Below are 19,312 nucleotides of genomic sequence, written 5' to 3'. Positions count from 1 at the left end.
GGTAAATATCAGGGTGATGCCCCAAATGGAGCTTTGGTGAGGCTTAATGCCTTTGGCGAAGACGATAACCCGCTCCCCGGACTGTTTCTATCAGCTCGCCGTAGCCCAGCTCTTCAAACTTGCGTCTGAGTTTGGCGATATGTACGTCGATCACATTGGTGCGCGGATCGAAGTGATAATCCCACACAGCCTCGAACAACAGGGTACGGCTTATGACCTGATTAGGGTGTTCCATCAGGTACTTGAGCAGTTGAAACTCTTTGGGTTGCAGCATCAGCTCGTGGCCATCGAGAGTCACGTTGCGGGTGAGCAGCTCCATTTCCAGTGGGCCCGCTTGCAGGTGTGTCTGCACCGGCGCGGTTTGCCCCCGGGACACCAGAATTTCGGCGCGCACCAGAAGCTCTGAGAAGGCGAAAGGCTTGGTCATATAATCGTCGCCGCCGCTGCGCAGGCCCTTTACCCGCTCGTCCACGTTGGACAAGGCTGAAAGGATAAGCACCGGGGTTTGATTGGCGTTGGCACGCAGCGCCGCCAGCAGTGCCAGCCCATCGAGACCGGGTAGCATGCGGTCGAGAATAATCAGGTCATACTGGTTGCTGGTGGCCAGCAACAGGCCCTGGTGACCATCGGCGGCCGCTTCAATATTGTGTCCCTGTTCGGAAAAACCTTTGACTATGTATTCTGAAGTGGTGTTGTCGTCTTCAACCAAAAGGATTTTCACTGTTGCTCCTTAGTGTGGCTCAGCGTTCCCATTGCAGCATTGGCAAGGGTTTAAGCTTTTGGATGTCAAAGGCGTGTTTGCGCTTGCCGTTTTCATCCACCATTTTGAATTCAAGGTAGCTGATCCCCAGATCGTGCTCCAGCTGGGCGCCCATCAACTTGCCTTCGTGCTGATCGCTGGCCATGCGCACCAGTTCGGAAAAACGCAGTTGCTTGCGGTCGAGCAGCTTTACCGCTTCCAGCTCGTCGTGGTCATCGGCTTCCAGCTTACTGTTGCGTTGCAGCACCAGTGTGCCATCGGCGGCGCGAAAGGTCAGCTCTGTAAGGGTGTTTTCATCGGCATTGATCACGTCGAACTCATATCTGAGTTCTCCGTCCTGCACATCAAGCTCAAAATCGGCGATATAGCCGGGATGGTCTGTCTCCACCCTTTCCATCATGGCCACAGGGTTGACTCTGTCACCCGTATTGAGCAAGTTGAACAAACTGGTGTTGGCCGAGGCGCCGGCTGTCACCATCATTGCTCCAAGCAACCAATATCTCATTGATGCCTCCGTAAAAAACCAGTGTCGGTATCCTAAAAGACTATCCCGGCGATGTCACCACGCGGATGCTGTCTATCTCCACTTCCGGGCCGCGCCAGCCGTTGTCGATTTTGCCCCTGAGCTCGACCTGAGTCTGGTCGCTCAGAGTCAGGGTGCGCAGTAAAACCGGGTCGATTTCCACTTTGATTTCACCGCTGGCGTCACGCAGTACAAAGTGCTCGTTGTCCAAACGTTTAACCAGTTGGCCATTCAGTATCGCCCGGGCGCCATCGGCGGCCTTGAGGGCGTCATGGGTGTTACTTACCTGGCGGGCAGCCTGCTCGGCATTGGCCGCATGGGTGAGGGCAGTGGCCGTGGCTGTAATCAGCCCCAGCGCCAGAACCAATGGCATTATGATACGCATGGGCACTCCTCATTTCAGACTATGGCAGCAGTCTAACGGCTTGGGACTGAAATGAGGGTGGCGGCAAGATTAAGCTTTGATCATCTCCAGGATGTGCACCTGATCTGACTTGAGTGCTACCTCGGTGGCGGCGCCTTGGGTCAGCGCCAACTTGTGAGCCAAATGCAACGGGATCTCGACGTTGAGTCTTTCTCCGGAGTCCTGAACACTGGCTTCAAGTCGAACCGATTCTCCCAGGGTGAGCATATTGTCGATATGGATTGGCAGGATATTGAAACTGCGACACAAACGGCCGCTGGCAATGGAGTTGAAGCGTATTCCCTGATTGGGGATCACCCAGCGCACCTTGTCGCCAATGTTGACGCGGGGCAGGCTGTCGGAGGCAATCAGGCGGTCACCGAATTTCAGCCAGGTCACCCCCTTGGCACAGTCCTGGGCGACGACATGGGCATTGAAGATATTTCGCAGTCCCATTTGCCGGGCTACGGCTTCGTTTCGGGGGCGGGAAAAGACGTCCTGTGGCGTGCCGTGTTGCAGCATATGTCCCTGACTAATCAGCAGCATACTGTCGGCAAGCAGCAAGGCTTCATTCAGGTCGTGGGTGACCATAATCACCGGAATATTGAGTTCTGCCTTGAGTCTGGCCAGTTCCAGATAAAGGCGTTCCCGGGTTTCACGGTCGACGGCTGAGAAGGGCTCGTCCAGCAGTAATACCCTGGGTTCCCGCGCCAGTGCTCTTGCCAGTGCAACGCGCTGTTTTTGGCCGCCGGAAAGCTGAGAAGGCAGGCGATCGGTCAAACCATGCAGATTAACCTTTTCAAGCGCAGCCAAGGCTCTGGGCCTGCGTTCTTGGCTGGGCAGATGGTCCAGGGCAGCCATGATGTTGCCAAGGGCGCTGAGTTTGGGAAACAAGCCAAAATGCTGGGGGACAAAACCTATATGCCGATTCTGGGGTGAACAGTGAATGCCCTCATCACTGTCAAACCAGATGCGTTTGCCGCAGCGAATGCTGCCATTCTCGGGTTTGGCGAGCCCGGCAATCATCCTGAGCAGCGTGGTTTTGCCGCCCCCCGAAGGCCCAACCACAGCCAAAAATTCACCGGCACGGCAGCTAAAATCGGCCTCGATACGTATGCCTTTGGTTTGCCTAATCTGGACCCGAAGCTCAGTGCTGCCGCTCATGCTGACCTCCCATTCGACGAGAAAGACTGGTCGTCAGCGCCAGGGCACTGATGGCAAAAAGCAGCAGGATAAGTGACATGATCCCGGCGGCATCAAAGTCAAACGCCTGGACGCTGTCGTAGATGGCGATGGAGATGGTTTTGGTTTCGCCGCTGATATTGCCACCCATCATCAGCACCACACCAAATTCTCCCAGTACATGGGAGAAGGTGAGCACCAACGCCGTGACCAGGCCGGGCCAGATCATCGGCAGTTCAATACGGGTGAGGATTTTACTTTTACTCATGCCACAACAGGCAGCCGCGTCGCGAACATCCACGGGAATGGCTTCGAAGGCCCGCTGTATGGGCTGCAAGGCAAAGGGGATATTGACCAAGATTGATGCCAGTACCAGACCAGAGAAATGGAACACCAGCTCAATGCCGAAGGTATTTCTGAGCCATTGGCCGAGCCAACTCTCGCTGCCGAAGCTGACCAGCAGGTAGTAACCTACCACTGTAGGGGGCAATACCAGTGGCACCATGATGAGAGCCTCAATCAGGCTTTTACCGCGGAACTGATGGTAGGCAAGGGCGCGTCCGGCAAATACGCACAGTGGCAGGAGGATTAGCACTGTCACCAGCGCCAGTTTGCCTGAGAGCCAAAGCGACTGCCAATCCATCAGGGCGCTCCGTGTGCCTTTGGTGGCAGTGAGAAACCATAGTCGGCGAAGACTTTACGTGCCTCGTCACCCTGTAAATACACATAAAATGCATTGGCGGCGGCAGACGCTCCGGGCAATAGCACCATGCGCTGTGCCAGTGGTTGATGCTGGTCTTCCGGGATAGGGAGGTAATTGGCCTTGGCACGAAACTGGGGCGCTACCGCCAGCGACAGTGCCACTATGCCGCCCTGAGCCGAGCCGGAAATCGCAAATTGCGCCGCCTGGGACACGTTTTCTCCCAGCACCAATTTGTCTTTAATGGCATCCCACAGACCTGCCTGTTGCAGCAGGGCCTTGGCTCGTTCGCCATAGGGGGCTAAATCCGGATTGGCCAGTGCAAAGCGCTTGAGCTCGCCGGTTTTCAGAAGTTGCCGCAAACCGTCAAACTCATTGTCCAGCGTCAGCGGCGAGGATTTGGCTGCCACCAAAGCCAACCGGCCATAGGCGTAGATAACGCCCTTGTCTTGCACCACGCCTGCCTCTTGCAGCCGGCTTACATACTGCTCGTCGGCGGAAAGAAACAGCTCGAATGGGGCGCCGTGGCGCAGCTGAGAAGCAAAGTTCCCCGATGAGCCGTAACTGACCCTGAGTTTATGCCCAGAGTGTTGCTCAAAACCGCGGACTATGTCTTCCATGGCAAACTTAATGTTGGCTGCCGCCGCCACTGTGACCGTATCGGCACGGGCAAATCCCAATGCACCTGACGCCAGCAGGGTAAGCAGTACAAGCAGACGCATTAACATCATCTTCGGTCCTTCGCGGGGGTTGTTTATTGCTCCCAAGCCTTGGCGGCCTGATCGTCGGCATCGCGGGCCTCGACCCAGCCCTGGCCCTTGTCACTGGTTTCCAGTTTCCAGAAGGGGGCCTTGGTCTTGAGAAAGTCGATCAGGAATTCGCAGGCAGCGAATGCCGCTTTGCGATGGGCGCTGCTGACACCAATAAACACGATTTGCTCACCCAGGTGCATGGTGCCGACCCTGTGAATGATGGTCAGGTGATTCAGCGGCCAACGTTCGCGGGCCTGGTCGGCGATTTGGTCCAGCACTTTTTCGGTCATGCCGGGATAGTGTTCCAACGTCAGGTCGCTCACCTGATTGCCTTCGTTGAAGTCACGCACTTTGCCCACAAAGGTCACCACAGCGCCATCCTGATTGTCGGCGGCAATGCGTTGGTATTCTTCGGGCACACTGAAATCGGCCGTTTGCACCAGAATGCGGTTTTGGCTCATATCAACCTCCGGTGACCGGCGGGAAAAAGGCCACTTCGTCACCATCTTTGATGGGCGTGTGCCAGTGGCACAGGGTCTGGTTTACTGCAACCAGCAGCTTGTCAGAGGCTAATACCCTGGCCCATTTGTCGCTGCGACTTGCCAGAGTTTGGCGCAGAGCATCGGCGGTTGCCGTGCCTTCACCGGCATCGAGTGTCAGAGAGGATTCACCCAAGAGCTCACGTACCTGAGCAAAAAAAAGCACATTAATCATATGAGTTACACCTTGAAGTGGCCGGATTTTCCGCCACGTTTTTCCAAAAGACGTACCTGAGAGATCACCATGTCCTTCTGGACTGCCTTGCACATATCGTAAATGGTCAGCGCGGCTACAGAGGCGGCGGTCAGGGCTTCCATTTCCACTCCGGTTTTTCCTGACAGCTTGCACAAACTGGTAATTCTGACCCGGTTCTGTTCCGGCTCGGGCTCCAGTTCCACCTCCACCTTGGTCAGGGCAAGCGGGTGGCAGAGGGGAATAAGGTCGGAGGTTTTCTTGGCGGCCATGATTCCGGCGATGCGGGCGGTAGCAAATACGTCACCTTTGTGATGCTTGCCTTCGAGGATCATCGCCAGGGTGGACGGGGCCATCTCTATGTAAGCTTCGGCGCGTGCTTCGCGCTCGGTCACGGTTTTGTCCGTGACGTCCACCATATGGGCCGTGCCCTTGTCACTCAAATGGGTAAACGCACTCATGATGATGGCAACTCCTTGGCGGATTTAAGATGGGCAACAAAATTACAGGGGCGATGGCGGGCATCCAGTTGTTCGCTGAGTATGCCACGCCAGGCGGTGCGACAGGCACCGGTGGAGCCGGGCAGGCAAAAAATGGCGGTACCGTTGGCGACGCCGCCCAAGGCGCGGGATTGCACCGTGGAGGTGCCGAGCTCCTGGAAACTCAGGTAACGGAACAGCTCGCCGAACCCTTCAATGGCCTTGTCAAAGAGTGGCATCACGGCATCCGGTGTGTTGTCGCGACCCGAAAAGCCAGTACCGCCGGTGCTGATAATGACCTGCACCTCAGGGTCGGCTATCCAGGCGGAGATTTGGGCGCGGATGAGATATTTGTCATCCTTGATAATGCGCCGGGCAACGAGCTTGTGTCCCACTTCGGTAACGGCATCGGCAAGGAAGGCGCCCGAAGTATCGTTGGACTCATCCCGGGTGTCTGACAGTGTCAGCACAGCAATATTCAGGGGTTTGAATTCGGTTTCGCGGCAGTGTCCCATGGTGTCTCCTTCGGCACTGGGTGAACTGAAACAGATCAGGGGTAGCGGCTGAATTCAGCCGCCAATGGACGCCAGATGCTGGGTCACTCCGGTAATGCCCTGATGCAGGAAATGGGTTTCTTTTTTTAGCCTGAGCTGGTCTTCCAGCCTTGCCAGCAGCGCGGGTTGTTGCTCTGGGCTTTGCAGCAGGTCTCTGAGATCCAGCCCCTGCTCAGTGAAGAGGCACAGATGCAGCTTGCCTTTGGCGGACACCCGCAGGCGGTTACAGCTGGCGCAGAAGTTCTTTTCATAGGGCATGATTAGCCCGATGCGGCCCTGATAATCGCTGTGGCTGAAGTTTTGTGCCGGACCATCTTCGGCGCCGCGCTCATCCAACTGCCAGCCATCGGCAAGCAGCTGTTGCTTGATTTGGCTACCGGGCAAATGGTGGGCCTGGAAATAATCGCGGCCAAGACCGGTTTCCATCAGCTCGATAAAACGCAGATCGATGGGAGTGTTTTTGATCCAGTGCAGGAAGCGTGGCAAATCTTTATCGTTGAGCCCCTTGAGCAGCACAGCGTTAATCTTGACCCGCTCGAAGCCAGCATTCAGCGCGGCATCAATACCCCGCATCACGGTATCAAATTTGTTTTCACCCGTTATCTGGTAAAACATTCTGGGGTCGAGACTGTCCACCGACACATTGATACGGCGTAATCCCGCATCAAACCACTCTTTTGCGTGTTGCTCCAGGCGATAACCGTTGGTGGTGGTGGCCAGGGTACTGATGGCCTGGTTGTCTGCGATGACCCGGATGATATCGGTAAAATCTTTGCGCAGGGTTGGCTCACCGCCAGTGATGCGCACCTTGCGGGTACCGGCCTTGGCAAAGGCGGCAATCAGATTTTCGATTTCACTGAGGGTCAGAAAACTCGGCCTACCATCCGGGTGGTAGCCGTCGGGCAGACAATAGCTGCATTTGAAGTTGCAAACGTCGGTAACCGACATCCGCAAATAGTGAAACTTACGACCAAAGCTGTCTTGAAGTTGAGACATGATCACCTTTCCAAGTATCGGGAGGTGAAGCCATTTCTGCACCCCACCCCGGTGGCACCGCGCCACGGCTCAAACACCATATCCATTGACTTAGGTGCAGGAGCTCGGAGAACCGTCATTGAGGGATTATAGGCCTAAAGCATGACCGAACCATACCTCTAAACGTGTATTTATTGGTCTGGATCATACTGCCGTGAACAAATTGTGACGCCGCTCACTCAGAATATTGTGGCGGTTTGCACTGCCCCGTTCAGCTATCTACTGTGCCTGCGAGCGGATTTCGGGTAAGGTGGTTGAGTTACAGAATATAAAACACCCGTTTACATCGGGGGCACAAGTACAGGAATGAGGTGAAAGATGGAACGCGAATTCATGGAGTTCGATGTTGTTATCGTGGGTGCAGGCCCTGCCGGATTGGCGACAGCCTGCCGCTTAATGCAGATTAGCCGTGATGCAGAAAAGGAACTGACCGTTTGCGTGGTTGAAAAAGGTTCTGAGGTCGGCGCACATATTTTATCGGGCGCCGTGTTTGAGCCCAATGTGCTGGATGAGCTGTTCCCTGATTGGCGTGAAACGGGCGCTCCGCTCAATACCGCCGTGACCCACGATGAAATCCATCTGCTCAAGTCCCCCCAGGACGGCAAACTGATGCCCAATGCCATGGTGCCCAAAACCATGCACAACGAAGGCAACTACATCATTAGTGTAGGCAACCTGGTGCGATGGCTCGGCGGTCGCGCCGAAGAGCTGGGTGTGGAAATTTTCCCGGGCTTTGCCGCCAGTGAACTCCTGTTTAACGACGATGGCAGCGTTAAAGGCATCCTCATCGGTGACATGGGCATAGGCGCTAATGGTGAGCCCAAAGACAGTTTTATGCCCGGCATGGAGCTGCACGCCAAATACACTGTGTTTGCCGAGGGCTGTCGCGGTCATCTCGGTAAGCAGTTGATTGAAAAGTTCCACTTGGACAACGGCAAGACCCCACAGCATTACGGTCTGGGTTTCAAAGAACTGTGGAAAGTACCCGAAGGCAAGCACACGCCGGGACTGGTGGTGCATACCGGTGGCTGGCCGTTGACCGAGTCCAAGTCATCCGGTGGTGGCTTCCTCTACCATATGGAAGATAACCAGGTGGTGGTTGGCCTCATTATCGACCTGAATTACCAGAATCCGCACCTGAGCCCCTTCGATGAGTTTCAGCGTTACAAGACCCATCCGGTGATTGCCCAGTATCTGGAAGGCGGCGAGCGCATCTCTTACGGCGCCCGTGCCATTACCAAGGGTGGCCTGAACTCTCTGCCCAAGATGAGTTTCCCCGGTGGTTTGCTGATTGGCTGTGATGCAGGCACTCTGAACTTTGCCAAGATTAAAGGCACACATACCGCCATGAAGAGTGGCATAGTGGCGGCTGAAACCCTGGCCGAAGCCCTGTTTGTTGGGGTCGAGGGGGGTAAGGATCTGGATTGCTTCCAGGAGCGATTTGAGCAGAGCTGGCTTGGTGATGAACTGCACCGCTCCCGTAACTTTGGCCCGGCCATGCACAAGTTCGGTACCTTCCTGGGCGGCGCCTTCAACTTTATCGACCAGAATATCTTCGGCGGCAAGTTACCCATTACCCTGCGTGACAACAAAGCGGATTACGCCCAAATGGGGCTGGCGAGTGATTACCCCAAAATCGACTATCCCAAGGCCGACGGTAAGCTGAGTTTCGACAAACTCTCGTCTGTCTATTTGTCCAACACCTTCCATGAGGAAGATCAGCCCTGCCATCTGCGCCTCAAGGATGCCACCATTCCGCTGGCGGTAAACCTGCCAAGGTTTGATGAGCCGGCTCAGCGTTACTGCCCTGCCGGTGTGTATGAAGTGGTCGAAGAAGCGGGTGAAAAGAAGTTCGTTATCAACGGCCAGAACTGCATCCACTGCAAGACCTGTGATATCAAGGACCCCAGCCAGAACATTACCTGGGTAACGCCAGAAGGCGCCGGTGGCCCCAACTATCCCAACATGTAAAGTTGGTGGTAGGCAACTCATTGGCCGGAGAAGAAATTCTCCGGCTTTTTTATATCAGGCAATTGCGAATTGCCCAATCTTTCGCCATAATTCGCCGCCTAAAAATCATAAGTTCATTTTTTCTTCAGTGCCCACTGTCAGCCCCCATGTCACCGCAATGGGCGGCGTTATTACTTTTTATGCATTATTTCTGAACCGAGCGGAAAAAACGCTTATTAGGGTCAATACTGCATAGGGAGAATTTGTACCTATTTCCTCAGCTTCAGGAAGAATAAGGCAATGAACTTAAACATGCTTACCATCAAACAAAAGATTTTGCTTACCGTTTCACTGGCGGTAATCCTTTCCACCGTCGCGGTTGGGCTATTGGGGCAGCACAGCGCCAGAGACGTGGTAGAGCAGCGGATGCTGGGCTCGGAAATGCCTGCCAAAATGCTGAGTATCCGCAACGAGCTTGAAAAAGACATGGTAAGCCTGCTTAACGCTGCCAAGCAGCTGGCCGACAGCCGTATGTTGGGCAAATGGCTGGAGCAGGGCCGTCCTGCAGAAGATGAGTCCCGAGTGGTGAGCCAGTTGCAGGACGTCGCCAGCCAATACCAGCTGGCACAGGCCTCCTATGCCGACCGTGAAACCGGTGCCTACTACACCCAGAGTGGCTTTTTACGCATTTTGACCCCGGAGCAGGATGGCTGGTTTTTCGATTACCGCAGCAGTGGTGTGCAACAACGTTTGAATGTATTTACCGAAGCCAACGGTGATGTGAAGCTGTTTATCAACTATCAGCAGCTCAATGGTCGCGGCCTTGCGGGGCTGGCCAAGTCGCTGGATGCCATGGTTCAGCGGCTCACGTCTTTTAAGCTGGAAGAATCTGGCTTTGTCTATCTGGTCGATGCCAAGGGTGAAGTGCAGCTTCACTCAGATCCTGGCAAAATTCGTAAAGCCACCCTCAACTCCTTGTATGGTAAAAGCGGCAGCTTGTTGTCCAGGGCCGATTTCAACTACATGGAAGTGGAAGTGGACGGCCAGCCTATGATGGTGGCCAGCAGCTATTTGCCCTCCATCGATTGGTACCTGGTGGCCCAGGTGCCCGAGGCCGAAGTGTTCGCCCTGCTGGATGAAGCCGCGCTGAAAATTCTATTTTCTACCTTGTTGATTGCGCTCGCCTTTGTGGTGTTGTCTGGCTTTGTGGCGTCCAGTGTCAGTAAGCCTATCGCCGCCGTGGCACGTATGTTCCGTGACATAGGTGAAGGCGAGGGGGACTTGCGTCAGCGTTTGCCGGTGCAGGGTGAAGATGAATTGGCGCAGCTGGCCAGTGGCTTTAACAGCTTTATCAGTAAAATCCAGGACTCTGTGATTGAAGTGGCCCAAACCAGCGAGCAGCTCGGCAAATCGGCCATCGATGTGTCGCGCCAGGCGCAGCAAACACTGGAAGACAGTCAGGACCAGAAAGATCGCACCATGCAGGTGGTGACCGCCATCAATGAGATGGGCGCCACTGTGAACGAGATTGCAGCGAATGCAGCCCAGGCAGCTGAAGCGGCCAAGGACGCCGACCGGGCCTCTGGCTCGGGTCAGAAGGTGGTGACCCAGGCTCGGGATACCATCAATCAGCTCTCCAAAGATGTGTCTCAGGTGGGTGAAGTAATTGAGTCCCTGGCCACCCACACCAAGTCCATCGGCAGTATTCTGGACGTGATTCGCGCGATTTCAGAGCAAACCAACCTGTTGGCGCTCAACGCTGCCATTGAGGCGGCCCGTGCAGGGGAAGCCGGTCGTGGATTTGCCGTGGTGGCCGACGAAGTGCGTAATCTGGCATCGCGCACAGCAGCCTCCACCGATGAAGTACAGGTGATGATAGACAAGCTGCAATCTGAATCCGCCAGGGCTGTCAATGCCATGTCCCAGAGCCGCAGCCGCTCCCAGGAAGGGGTGTCGGCGGTGGATGAAGCCAGCAATACCCTGAGCGGCATTTCCGATCAGATTGGGCTTATCAGCGACATGAATATTCAGGTGGCCGCCGCGACCGAAGAGCAGTCGACCGTCGTGGAGGATATTAACCGCAATGTGACCGAGATTAACGATATCACCCAGCGCACCGCTGCAACGGCACAGGCAGCTGCCCGAGCCAGTAAAGATCTTAATGCCCTTGCCACTCGCCTCGATCAGCTGGTGGCCCGCTTTAAGGTGTAAACCATCGCTGGGCCGGGCTCGCAGCGCTGGACACAAGCGCTTGCGACCCGGGCCAGAGTGGCGTAACCTGCCCGGGTCTACTGCAATTATCGGTGCCCTGTCGTGGCACTAAATCAGAGGAAATACCATGTCAGTAATCGCCGTCCCGGAGCTGGAAAGGCCACAAGTTAAATCCCACCACAAGGCTCGTCACCTGAAGAAGCTGGCGCTGGGGCCTTGGGCTGAAACCTGTATCGAATTTCGCTTTCAGGCCGATGAAGACAAGTTCGAGGCGCTGGATGAAGCACTGGCCAACCAGGAAATCGAAAACGGCTGGGACCTGCTGATTGCCTATTACAACGACCGCTACCATGTATCTGTGAGTTTTTTCTCCGGACAGGGCAGCGTGGCCGAAGTCGCCAATACTGTTGCTGAGAGTATTCGCGGTGTGTTTGGCGATCTGCCGCTGACCATTTATGCGGGTGATGCCAATTACGGCGACTGGGACACAACTTACGTGGACTAAGTCAGCAGGTTCTCTGTTAAAAGCCCGGCATTGCCGGGCTTTTTCGCGTTTAAAGACTCAGTGTCAGCTCTTGCTCACCACGCAGATATTGCCTGCCAACAACCACAGTAGCTTTACTGCCCTGGTCCCATCAAGCGCGGGCGCCAGTCTTCAATCTTACCGCTTGCAAGGCGCTTTTCCAGGCTGTTACGCCAGCTTTGGGCGAGGCCCGGGCACGCCAGCAATCGCCGATAACCCGTTTCGTTAAATTCAGGTGCGAAATAACACTGCATGGCATTTGCCACACTGATGTCGGACAGGCGTTCTTTCAGCTGCAGACTATCGTTTTCCGTGATTTCACCGGGGGCCAGCACACGGTAAAACCAGCCACTTTTACCCAGAGATTGCATCGCCAGTGCAAAGCCGGGGTAGGCGAAGCGTAAATCCAGTTTAAAACAGGGAGATCGGGGCTGAGATACCTGCAGCACTGTACTGCCGAAGCTCAAAATATCGCCAATATGCAGTGTTTGTTCTGTGATGCCAACGGTACTGATGTTTTCACCCATTGACGGGGCGTCTACAAAACCCCGGAACATGTCTCTTCGGCGATATTCACCGTAATGTTCCCGGGGAAAATGATGCACGGCCCTGTCTGGTCCGCCATGGTGGCGGGTATCCACCTGAGCATCGCCCACAATGCCTTGCTCTGTGACTTGCAGTGTTGCTGCGCGGTTTTTGTGTGCAATACCGCTGGATACCGGGCCGAGTTGGCTGCTGTCTGCGCCGCAGTAGAGGACAGATTTAGTGATGAATGTGCCGGACAATGACGCGCTCCCCTTTGCTGTGAACCTGAACCCTGACTAGGGCGAAAGAGTAACAGCGGTGCGCCACAGAGCCAAGTCATCCACCAGGGCTCCCTGGGTTAGATTGGCGGCAAAGCCCAGCCAGGGTGGAGTATCCAACCCGGCCTTTGGCGTGAATCCGAGTTTGCCCAGCAGGGCGATGCTGGCGCCATTACCCGCCATGGCGCGGGCAATCAGCTCAGTCAGGCCATATTTATCGATTGCCAGCACCATGGCGGCTCTGGCCGCTTCGGCGGCCAGGCCTTGGCCCCAATAATCGCGCATTAACCTGAATCCCAGGTCGACACTGGCGTCCCCGTGCTGCCTCAAACCACAGAAACCGATGAACTCACCCGAATGAAGCTGTATGGCCCAGCGGCCAAATCCATGGTCGCGGTAATGCTGATACCCCAGGATAAAATCCCGGGCAGCAATGGCGTTCTCAAAAGGCAGATCCCCCGTATATTTGAGTACCTCTGCATCCCTGTTCAGGTTGTAAAAATCAGTCGCATCGTCTGCAGTAAAGCGGCGTAATCCCAATCTTGGGGTCAGGGCAAGGCAGAGTTCGGAGGGCATGTGTTCCTCAGTGTCGGCGGAAGGCTTAATCATGCTGTTTTGGCAATTCTAAAACACCGCAGGGGCATAGACCAAACTTTGCGCAAAAAAAAGCCCCGTTCGGGGGACGGGGCGACATAACGAGCAAACAACTGACAAATGGGAAGTTCAGGAGCGCAAACCCAAAATCATGCATCTCACGGGGCTTATACTAGAGGGACTTGGTTGCAGTTGTATGACATTCAGCCTCTTTTTCCGCCAAATGATCTTTAAGTGCTTCACCGGGGGTAGAGCTTTCACTTTCCACTGCTATTGCTGCCCAAATGGCGGCTTCTTCCATGGCTTGCTGCAGCGCAAGACCCGAGACCAAACCATGGATCAGCCCAGCGGCATACACATCACCAGCCCCTGTGGTATCCACCACGTTTGCAGGTCTGGCCGGAACATGCAGAGTCCCGGTTTCGCTGTAGGCCTTCGCCCCTTTGGGGCCATCGGTCACGATAAAATGCTGCAGGCTGTCACCGGCAATGCCTTTGGCATACTGCCACAGGTCACCCGAGGCTCTGCCAGCGAGATCCGATGCCGAGGTAATCAGGATATGACAGGGGCGCTGACGTTCGTCTTTCGCCAATTGTCCAACCACCAGACAATGTTCCAGCGCTGTTTTGGCCCAGCTGACGGCGCCTTCGGCAGACGAGTTGATATAGAGCACGTCCCAGCGCTGCCAGCGGGGCGGCACCGGCAACTCAAAGATGGGCCTTTGGGGCCGCATGATGGTTCGGTCGCCGTTAGGGGTCATCATCAGTAACATCTCGCAGGTATTGCCGGGGCGGCGCGAAATGAGGTGGCAATCAATACCGGCAGTGCTGGTTTCGGCGAGCAGCCAGTCGCCCACCTTATCTCTGCCGACCTGGCTGACCAGAGCTACCCTGTGCCCGGCCCATACCAGCCCCAGCCCCGTGTTGGCGCCGCCGCCTCCCAGGCGTTGGCCCCCATCGTGGTAATGAAAACGCCCGCCGCTGGTGAGTGGTTTATCCAGCAACAAGATGCGGTCACAATTGAGGTTGGCTACCAGTAAAACATTGGCCATGCTGAAGTTCCGAAAACAGTCATGGTTTGATGGTAACCGCCCTTGGCGGGGCTGCAAAGTGTGGCGTGAATGACTCGGGGGATTGGCGTACGGTTTCCTGATCTGGGTCGCGCTTTGGTTTTAAAAGCGATTCACAGAGCGAGAGCGCCACTCCCGGGCGAGCATGGCATATTGATACTCTGAGCCCCACGCCCCTTTAAAAAAGATATTTTCCACCCAGTGGGCTTCGCGCCTGAAGCCCAGGGCTTCCAGCAGTCGCCAACTGGCCAGGTTCTCTGTATCACAGATGGCAGTCACCCTGTGGCCCCCATTCTGTAGCAGATACCAATCCAGCAGACAGGTGACGGCTTCCTTCGCCAGGCCTTGGCCCTGATGTCGGGGAGCCAGGGTAAAACCGATTTCCAGCTGGTTCTCGTCGATAAAATGCAGTGCCAGGTCGCCCAGCAAAGCATCCGTGTCTTTGTCGACTATGGCTATCTGAAACCAGGAACCGGCAGCGCCGAATGTACCGCCCAGCTGTGCATTCAGCAGGGCTTGGGCTTTGCCCATGTCGTAATCTGACCAGCTTTGATAGCGGGCTACCTCTGGCTGTTGGCGGTAGAGGGTGAACGCCGCCAGGTCTTGTTGGGACAGTGGGCGCAGCGCCAAGCGCGTTGCCTTAAGTTGGGGAGCTGTGAGCATGGAATGTCCTTGGTTCTAACCGGTCGGCATGTTGTAATTTAATTAAAATCAACACGTTGCGATGTGTGTCTTCTCTTGGCGTAAGCCTCTGCGCCAATTGCTGTGCGATATTTGCCACCCTGGTAAGGCGGTATCCCACGCTATTTTTCTAACGCATTGTAAATTATAATTTTATTAAACTGGCAACTCTCGCTGCTAAAGCGATCGGATCCACTGAAAGTGGAGATTTTGCTCTAAACTACAGACTTCAACCTATGCCGAGTGATCACATGGATGTGATGTAGAAAATGGATTTTCTTTTTTTACCGACATTGACCGCAGAGCGCAGGCTGGCGATGTACCTGGCCTGCCTCGAGGAATTTGAACGTTTGGACTACGACGACAAATACGTAGCCGAAATCCGCCTTGAAGTCGAACGAATCAGGGCTGGTATACGTTCGGGCGGTGTATCTCCATCATGATCCCCGGGTTGCCCAGGTCGGTAAAACCAAACTGACGATACAGACCATGTGCATCGCTGGTGGCCAGCATCATGCGTCGTAGCCCGGTGAGTTCTGGATGCGCCATCACGGCCTGCATCAGTACCTTGGAGCCGCCTCGTCCGCGGTGGCTTTCCAGCACAAAAACATCGGCCAGATACGCGAAGGTTGCCTTATCGGTGATCATACGCGCAAAGCCAATTTGGTCACTTCCGCAGAAGAGCCCGAAACAGAGGCTATTTTCCAGGGCGCGGCGTAATGTGGCTTCCGGGATCCCTTTGGCCCAATAGGAATGTTGTAAGAAGCCGTGGATGACGGACAGGTTCATGTCGGCAAGTGTGCTGGTAACCCTGAAATCAGTCATGACTGGGTATTCCCTGAATTTTGTCTGCGCCAAAACTCCACAGAGTTTGGATAAGACCGTCTTGAATTTCATACACCACAGCCACTTCAAATGCATCGGGGCCCAAGCCTGTGATGTGCTCATGGTCTATCACTTTATTTCCCAGCACCATGCGATTGCTGACTTCGGCATGGAGTGTGGGCACACAAAAGCGTTCCTTTCGATAAAACTCGGTAAATTCGGTCTTGCCCTGCAATACAGGCTTGGATGCGGGCGGGCGGATAACTGCCACCTTGTCACTGAAAAAGCGTAAAAAGGCGTCCAGGTCATGGGCGTTATAGGCGTCCAGCTGCCCTTGCACCAATTGCTCCGGTGTCATTTTGATTCCTTTTTCTGAGTAAATAAGTCGTTGCGCATATGGCGCTATCCCGCTTGTCATGGGCGTTATTGCTGCTTTAACAACCAACAGGAATAGCATGCCTGAAAAAAAATATAAAAAAATTTTTTGTGCCTTTAAACGCACCTGATTTTGTAACTGGTTGTATAAAAAGCCATTAATATATTGCGCGCAATCTATTTCGTCATAATTTTGACTGGTCAAAAAAACTACTATTGAAAGTACTGATTTTTTTGAACAAAATTCGCCGTGAGTAGAGCGGAATCTATTCTCGACTAACAAATTGGAAGAATTGAAGGATATTGTCATGAAACGGCAGATTTGCTATGCCATTCTCGCGTATGCCGCCTGGCTTACTTATCAGGATATCAACGGCACACTGCAGGACACTAACCTTGAAGGCATGCAGCCTCTGCTTCGCCAGGCTGTTGCCCAGCAGGTGGGTGATGCCAAGAGCCTGTCGGCTTATCGAAACGAGCGAGAAACGGCAGCATGTGTTGACCCCTATGCCTGTAATAAGGCCGGGAACAAGTCTCCTGAACAGGGAGAATAATGGCCCTGACGGTCAACTCTGTAACAAACGGCACCCTAGGGTGCCGTTTGTGTTTTTTGCCCCTGCTTTTTCTCGGTGTTTGTGCCGCGTCAAAGGGAGTAGCATGGTGAAAACAATCCCTCTCTGGAGCTTATTATGATCACGACAGGTCAATCTCTGCCTGTGGGCCAGCTGGCCGAACTCACCGCCGATGGCATGGTGAACCATGATGTACAAAGCCTGTTTGCCGGCAAAAAAGCCGTCGTTTTTGCCGTTCCCGGTGCTTTCACCCCTACCTGCTCGGCGGCTCACCTGCCCGGCTACGTGGTGCTGGCCGACGAGATAAAGGCCAAAGGTGTCGACTTTATCGCCTGCATTTCCGTGAACGATGCGTTTGTAATGAAGGCCTGGGGTGATGCCCAGAATGCCGCTGAGATTAAGATGCTGGCCGATGGCGATGGTCAATTTACCCAGGCTTTGGGCCTGACCATGGACACCGGGGCATTCGGCGGTGTGCGTTCGCAGCGCTATGCCATGGTGGTAGACAATGGCGTGGTCACCTTACTGAATGTTGAAGCGCCAAAAGCCTTCGAAGTCAGCAAAGCCGAAGTGGTGTTGGCCGCTCTGTAAGCCGGGTCTGGATTAGGTCTGTACCTTGCCACTCAGGGCGTGTTCGATGGCGGCAACCTGGGTGGCAACTTCGGCGGCAATGGCCTGGCTATCCTTGACTGCCTGACCTGATTGGGCCAACAGGGCGGTCATGGCGTCGTTAAAAGCTTCAAGGCAGAGCATTTGGGTTCTGGCATTGTTTAGCCCCTCTTCGGCGGTGCCCGCCATCACTCCAGCATGTTCCCGGACAGCCTCGGCCGCTTCCCACAGCTGGCTGGCCTTTTGTTGCTGTGTTCCCGTGGCTGAATCTATGCCATTCACTCTCAGTGCCAATTGATCGCTGGCGCCTTTGAGTTCACCCAGAATATTCTGGATTTCCTTGAGCGAAACCTGGGTGCGCTGAGACAGGCTGCGTACCTCATCGGCCACCACAGCAAAGCCGCGCCCCTGTTCTCCGGCTCTGGCAGCTTCGATAGCGGCGTTGAGGGCCAGCAGGTTGGTTTGTTCGGCGATATTTCCAATCACGTCTATGATGCCGGCGACCTTACTGACGGAACCGTTCAGGCTCAGCAGTGAGCTATTGCAATCTTCAACGGCACCGCGGGTTTCCTTGATTGCGCTCAGCATTTCTTCTGCACCCGCCTGACTTTGAGTCATACGCTCCACCGTGATGTTGGCGTCGCTGGCCACCTGGGTGGAGTTGTCGCTGACCTCGCTGGCCAGCATTTTTAACTCGTCGGTGCGTTCCTGCGCCTGGGTGACAATCTCACCTGTGGCCTCGGCACTGTTGGCCATGTCGGCGATTTGGCGTCTGAGTTGGTCGAGGGTGGCTGAAATGCCGCTGATCCTGTGCCGCTGCGCTTCGTCTTCTTCTTCAAAGCGGTGCAGCAGACGGTTAAAGTGGCCGGCTATCTGACCGGTTTCGCAACGACTGCGGACATCCAATTGCTGCCGCTGCCCGGTTTCTGTGAGCTGCATAAACGCCTGATTGAGTCGTTTGAGTGGCTTCACCACCCTTTTTTGCTGTATCACCAGATAGAAGAAGGCATAGATAGCCAGTGCAGCTGCCATGGCATAGAGAATAAGCTGCATTTGCTGCTTGAGGCGTTGGCTGCGCTGATCCTGCTCGTCAACCATGGCGAGTAGCAGACTTTCGGTATCGGCAATGGCTGTGCGCAGCGCGGCCTGGGTTTGTTGGTTGTCGGTCAGCAGCTTGTGGGTATTGTCGATTTCACGGCGATAGCGTCCGCTGAGACTGTCGAGTTCGGCTATCAGGCCTTCGGCCCTGTCCTGTGCCGGTGGGGGGGCTTCGCCGGGCATCAGAGAATCTTCATCCAGGGTTTCCAGTAGCCCAAGTAAAGGCGCCTTGGTGAGCGCAGCGCGCCATTGCTCGAGGCTGTCCAGACTCGAATCCAGAATGCCCTTAAGACGAGTATCTTTGTCAATAAGATAGCCGTGGGTTTGCTGGGACAAGGCGTAAACAAGGGGAGGGAGTTCGGCAGTCAGGTCAAGAAGTTGGTTTGCCTTGTCGGGCGAGGTTTCCAGTCCTTCACGGGCATAGGCGGCCAACAGGCGGTTAAAGTCGAGCAGCTCAGTCTCAGCGTGGGATAACAATTGGCGTGGGTTACCGGCCAGCTTGCCGGCTGCGCGGTATTTGCCATCGAGTTCGGTGCCAAAGATGTCGAGCCTGCTTGCCAGTAACCTGGCCTGGGAGGGCTCCAATACTGCCAGCGATGTGCTCATTTCGGCTAATTGATTGCGTGCGTCCTCCAAGCGGCTGGCATCGCCACTGGTGAGGTATGACTCGAGTAAACGCCTGACATCAATGACAAAGTGTTGCTGCAGTCGATTGAGCTCGCTGGTTTGGAATTCCAGTTGCTGCCGCTGATTGCTGGTCCACAACAGGGTGGCGGCCATCAGGCTTGCCAGTACCAACAGCAAGGCAGATGCGCCCAGAGACAGGGTCGAAATTTTCATCCGGATTCACGTTTAAGGCCGATTTTCATCAGCTTATGACGA

General features: G+C 55.0%; 23 protein-coding genes and 1 riboswitch. Of the genes, 5 read left to right on the top strand and 18 right to left on the bottom strand.

Annotation, left to right across the window (positions count from 1 at the left end):
• Nucleotides 1-43: 43 nt before the first annotated feature.
• The 11 genes from SAMA_RS18370 to moaA form a co-directional block, all read right to left on the bottom strand.
• Entirely contained in the window at nt 44-721 is a 678-nt protein-coding gene (locus SAMA_RS18370) for a response regulator transcription factor (protein ID WP_011761640.1), read from the bottom strand.
• Nucleotides 722-740: 19 nt separating this feature from the next.
• On the bottom strand, nt 741-1,265 hold the full coding sequence (locus tag SAMA_RS18365) for a PepSY domain-containing protein (RefSeq protein ID WP_011761639.1): 525 nt from the start codon (nt 1,263-1,265) through the stop codon (nt 741-743).
• A 40-nt stretch (nt 1,266-1,305) separates the two neighbouring features.
• Nucleotides 1,306-1,668 carry a YgiW/YdeI family stress tolerance OB fold protein gene (locus SAMA_RS18360; RefSeq protein WP_011761638.1) on the bottom strand — a complete coding sequence of 121 codons (363 nt, stop codon included), beginning with the start codon at nt 1,666-1,668 and terminating at the stop codon, nt 1,306-1,308.
• 69 nt (nt 1,669-1,737) lie between these two features.
• Nucleotides 1,738-2,850 carry an ABC transporter ATP-binding protein gene (locus tag SAMA_RS18355; protein WP_011761637.1) on the bottom strand — a complete coding sequence of 371 codons (1,113 nt, stop codon included), beginning with the start codon at nt 2,848-2,850 and terminating at the stop codon, nt 1,738-1,740.
• A complete protein-coding gene (gene modB / locus SAMA_RS18350) occupies nt 2,834-3,511 on the bottom strand; it encodes a molybdate ABC transporter permease subunit (protein ID WP_011761636.1) in 678 nt (225 codons plus the stop codon). Before modB ends, SAMA_RS18355 begins: the two co-directional genes overlap by 17 nt.
• On the bottom strand, nt 3,511-4,299 hold the full coding sequence (gene modA, locus SAMA_RS18345) for a molybdate ABC transporter substrate-binding protein (protein ID WP_011761635.1): 789 nt from the start codon (nt 4,297-4,299) through the stop codon (nt 3,511-3,513). The genes modB and modA overlap by 1 nt, the downstream gene beginning before the upstream one ends.
• Nucleotides 4,300-4,322: 23 nt before the next feature.
• Nucleotides 4,323-4,781 (bottom strand): molybdopterin synthase catalytic subunit MoaE, encoded by a 459-nt coding sequence (moaE, locus tag SAMA_RS18340; RefSeq protein ID WP_011761634.1) that lies wholly within the window; start codon nt 4,779-4,781, stop codon nt 4,323-4,325.
• Between the two features lies 1 nt (nt 4,782).
• On the bottom strand, nt 4,783-5,034 hold the full coding sequence (gene moaD / locus SAMA_RS18335; protein WP_011761633.1) for a molybdopterin synthase sulfur carrier subunit: 252 nt from the start codon (nt 5,032-5,034) through the stop codon (nt 4,783-4,785).
• A gap of 5 nt (nt 5,035-5,039) precedes the next feature.
• A complete protein-coding gene (gene moaC / locus SAMA_RS18330; RefSeq protein WP_041409963.1) occupies nt 5,040-5,516 on the bottom strand; it encodes a cyclic pyranopterin monophosphate synthase MoaC in 477 nt (158 codons plus the stop codon).
• Entirely contained in the window at nt 5,510-6,046 is a 537-nt protein-coding gene (moaB, locus tag SAMA_RS18325) for a molybdenum cofactor biosynthesis protein B (RefSeq protein WP_011761631.1), read from the bottom strand. The genes moaC and moaB overlap by 7 nt, the downstream gene beginning before the upstream one ends.
• Nucleotides 6,047-6,100: 54 nt before the next feature.
• Nucleotides 6,101-7,081, bottom strand: a complete 981-nt coding sequence (gene moaA, locus SAMA_RS18320; protein WP_041409962.1) for a GTP 3',8-cyclase MoaA — start codon at nt 7,079-7,081, stop codon at nt 6,101-6,103.
• Nucleotides 7,069-7,203: riboswitch (molybdenum cofactor riboswitch) on the bottom strand. (Overlaps the previous gene by 13 nt.)
• A gap of 235 nt (nt 7,204-7,438) precedes the next feature.
• On the opposite strand from moaA, the gene SAMA_RS18315 reads away from it, so the two are divergent.
• The 3 genes from SAMA_RS18315 to SAMA_RS18305 all read left to right on the top strand — a co-directional run bounded on the left by SAMA_RS18315 (nt 7,439) and on the right by SAMA_RS18305 (nt 11,786).
• Nucleotides 7,439-9,091, top strand: coding sequence for an electron transfer flavoprotein-ubiquinone oxidoreductase (locus tag SAMA_RS18315; RefSeq protein WP_011761629.1), 1,653 nt, complete (start codon nt 7,439-7,441; stop codon nt 9,089-9,091).
• 279 nt (nt 9,092-9,370) lie between these two features.
• A complete protein-coding gene (locus SAMA_RS18310) occupies nt 9,371-11,281 on the top strand; it encodes a methyl-accepting chemotaxis protein (protein ID WP_011761628.1) in 1,911 nt (636 codons plus the stop codon).
• A 127-nt stretch (nt 11,282-11,408) separates the two neighbouring features.
• Nucleotides 11,409-11,786: a hypothetical protein gene (locus SAMA_RS18305; RefSeq protein ID WP_011761627.1), complete on the top strand. Its 378-nt coding sequence runs from the start codon at nt 11,409-11,411 to the stop codon at nt 11,784-11,786.
• Nucleotides 11,787-11,899: 113 nt separating this feature from the next.
• On the opposite strand, the gene SAMA_RS18300 is transcribed toward SAMA_RS18305, so the two are convergent.
• The 6 genes from SAMA_RS18300 to SAMA_RS18275 all read right to left on the bottom strand — a co-directional run bounded on the left by SAMA_RS18300 (nt 11,900) and on the right by SAMA_RS18275 (nt 16,134).
• Nucleotides 11,900-12,589, bottom strand: coding sequence for an MOSC domain-containing protein (locus tag SAMA_RS18300; protein WP_011761626.1), 690 nt, complete (start codon nt 12,587-12,589; stop codon nt 11,900-11,902).
• 36 nt (nt 12,590-12,625) lie between these two features.
• Nucleotides 12,626-13,216, bottom strand: a complete 591-nt coding sequence (locus SAMA_RS18295) for a GNAT family N-acetyltransferase (RefSeq protein WP_049757949.1) — start codon at nt 13,214-13,216, stop codon at nt 12,626-12,628.
• A gap of 157 nt (nt 13,217-13,373) precedes the next feature.
• Complete coding sequence (locus SAMA_RS18290) at nt 13,374-14,252, bottom strand: PfkB family carbohydrate kinase (RefSeq protein ID WP_011761624.1); 879 nt, start codon at nt 14,250-14,252, stop codon at nt 13,374-13,376.
• Between the two features lie 120 nt (nt 14,253-14,372).
• Nucleotides 14,373-14,933, bottom strand: coding sequence for a GNAT family N-acetyltransferase (locus tag SAMA_RS18285; protein WP_011761623.1), 561 nt, complete (start codon nt 14,931-14,933; stop codon nt 14,373-14,375).
• A 420-nt stretch (nt 14,934-15,353) separates the two neighbouring features.
• Complete coding sequence (locus SAMA_RS18280) at nt 15,354-15,776, bottom strand: GNAT family N-acetyltransferase (protein ID WP_011761622.1); 423 nt, start codon at nt 15,774-15,776, stop codon at nt 15,354-15,356.
• Complete coding sequence (locus SAMA_RS18275; RefSeq protein WP_041409961.1) at nt 15,769-16,134, bottom strand: nuclear transport factor 2 family protein; 366 nt, start codon at nt 16,132-16,134, stop codon at nt 15,769-15,771. Before SAMA_RS18275 ends, SAMA_RS18280 begins: the two co-directional genes overlap by 8 nt.
• Nucleotides 16,135-16,459: 325 nt before the next feature.
• Between SAMA_RS18275 and SAMA_RS18270 the strand changes: the two genes are divergently transcribed.
• Together SAMA_RS18270 and SAMA_RS18265 are read left to right on the top strand one after the other, a co-directional pair.
• The gene (locus SAMA_RS18270; RefSeq protein WP_011761620.1) at nt 16,460-16,705 is read left to right on the top strand and encodes a hypothetical protein; all 246 of its coding nucleotides are present in this window, start codon (nt 16,460-16,462) and stop codon (nt 16,703-16,705) included.
• 135 nt (nt 16,706-16,840) lie between these two features.
• Nucleotides 16,841-17,314, top strand: coding sequence for a peroxiredoxin (locus SAMA_RS18265; RefSeq protein ID WP_011761619.1), 474 nt, complete (start codon nt 16,841-16,843; stop codon nt 17,312-17,314).
• A 12-nt stretch (nt 17,315-17,326) separates the two neighbouring features.
• Here the strand turns inward: SAMA_RS18265 and SAMA_RS19825 are convergent, their stop codons facing one another.
• Nucleotides 17,327-19,270, bottom strand: coding sequence for a methyl-accepting chemotaxis protein (locus SAMA_RS19825; protein WP_011761618.1), 1,944 nt, complete (start codon nt 19,268-19,270; stop codon nt 17,327-17,329).
• Nucleotides 19,271-19,312 lie beyond the last annotated feature (42 nt).

This window comes from Shewanella amazonensis SB2B, from assembly GCF_000015245.1.
Classification (GTDB): domain Bacteria; phylum Pseudomonadota; class Gammaproteobacteria; order Enterobacterales; family Shewanellaceae; genus Shewanella; species Shewanella amazonensis.
Note: the sequence above shows the minus strand (reverse complement) of the source record. Positions and strands in the feature narration are given on the sequence as shown.

Bases quoted from the DNA above. Each gene is read 5' to 3' on its own strand.
- moaD (WP_011761633.1), bottom strand. From the start codon at position 5,034: ATGATTAATGTGCTTTTTTTTGCTCAGGTACGTGAGCTCTTGGGTGAA.
- SAMA_RS18290 (WP_011761624.1), bottom strand. From the start codon at position 14,252: ATGGCCAATGTTTTACTGGTAGCCAACCTCAATTGTGACCGCATCTTG.
- moaE (WP_011761634.1), bottom strand. From the start codon at position 4,781: ATGAGCCAAAACCGCATTCTGGTGCAAACGGCCGATTTCAGTGTGCCC.
- modB (WP_011761636.1), bottom strand. From the start codon at position 3,511: ATGGATTGGCAGTCGCTTTGGCTCTCAGGCAAACTGGCGCTGGTGACA.
- moaA (WP_041409962.1), bottom strand. From the start codon at position 7,081: ATGTCTCAACTTCAAGACAGCTTTGGTCGTAAGTTTCACTATTTGCGG.
- SAMA_RS18305 (WP_011761627.1), top strand. From the start codon at position 11,409: ATGTCAGTAATCGCCGTCCCGGAGCTGGAAAGGCCACAAGTTAAATCC.
- modA (WP_011761635.1), bottom strand. From the start codon at position 4,299: ATGATGTTAATGCGTCTGCTTGTACTGCTTACCCTGCTGGCGTCAGGT.
- SAMA_RS18270 (WP_011761620.1), top strand. From the start codon at position 16,460: ATGAAACGGCAGATTTGCTATGCCATTCTCGCGTATGCCGCCTGGCTT.
- SAMA_RS18360 (WP_011761638.1), bottom strand. From the start codon at position 1,668: ATGCGTATCATAATGCCATTGGTTCTGGCGCTGGGGCTGATTACAGCC.
- SAMA_RS18280 (WP_011761622.1), bottom strand. From the start codon at position 15,776: ATGACTGATTTCAGGGTTACCAGCACACTTGCCGACATGAACCTGTCC.
- moaB (WP_011761631.1), bottom strand. From the start codon at position 6,046: ATGGGACACTGCCGCGAAACCGAATTCAAACCCCTGAATATTGCTGTG.
- SAMA_RS19825 (WP_011761618.1), bottom strand. From the start codon at position 19,270: ATGAAAATTTCGACCCTGTCTCTGGGCGCATCTGCCTTGCTGTTGGTA.
- SAMA_RS18315 (WP_011761629.1), top strand. From the start codon at position 7,439: ATGGAACGCGAATTCATGGAGTTCGATGTTGTTATCGTGGGTGCAGGC.
- SAMA_RS18365 (WP_011761639.1), bottom strand. From the start codon at position 1,265: ATGAGATATTGGTTGCTTGGAGCAATGATGGTGACAGCCGGCGCCTCG.
- SAMA_RS18275 (WP_041409961.1), bottom strand. From the start codon at position 16,134: ATGACACCGGAGCAATTGGTGCAAGGGCAGCTGGACGCCTATAACGCC.
- SAMA_RS18285 (WP_011761623.1), bottom strand. From the start codon at position 14,933: ATGCTCACAGCTCCCCAACTTAAGGCAACGCGCTTGGCGCTGCGCCCA.
- SAMA_RS18355 (WP_011761637.1), bottom strand. From the start codon at position 2,850: ATGAGCGGCAGCACTGAGCTTCGGGTCCAGATTAGGCAAACCAAAGGC.
- SAMA_RS18295 (WP_049757949.1), bottom strand. From the start codon at position 13,216: ATGATTAAGCCTTCCGCCGACACTGAGGAACACATGCCCTCCGAACTC.
- SAMA_RS18310 (WP_011761628.1), top strand. From the start codon at position 9,371: ATGAACTTAAACATGCTTACCATCAAACAAAAGATTTTGCTTACCGTT.
- SAMA_RS18265 (WP_011761619.1), top strand. From the start codon at position 16,841: ATGATCACGACAGGTCAATCTCTGCCTGTGGGCCAGCTGGCCGAACTC.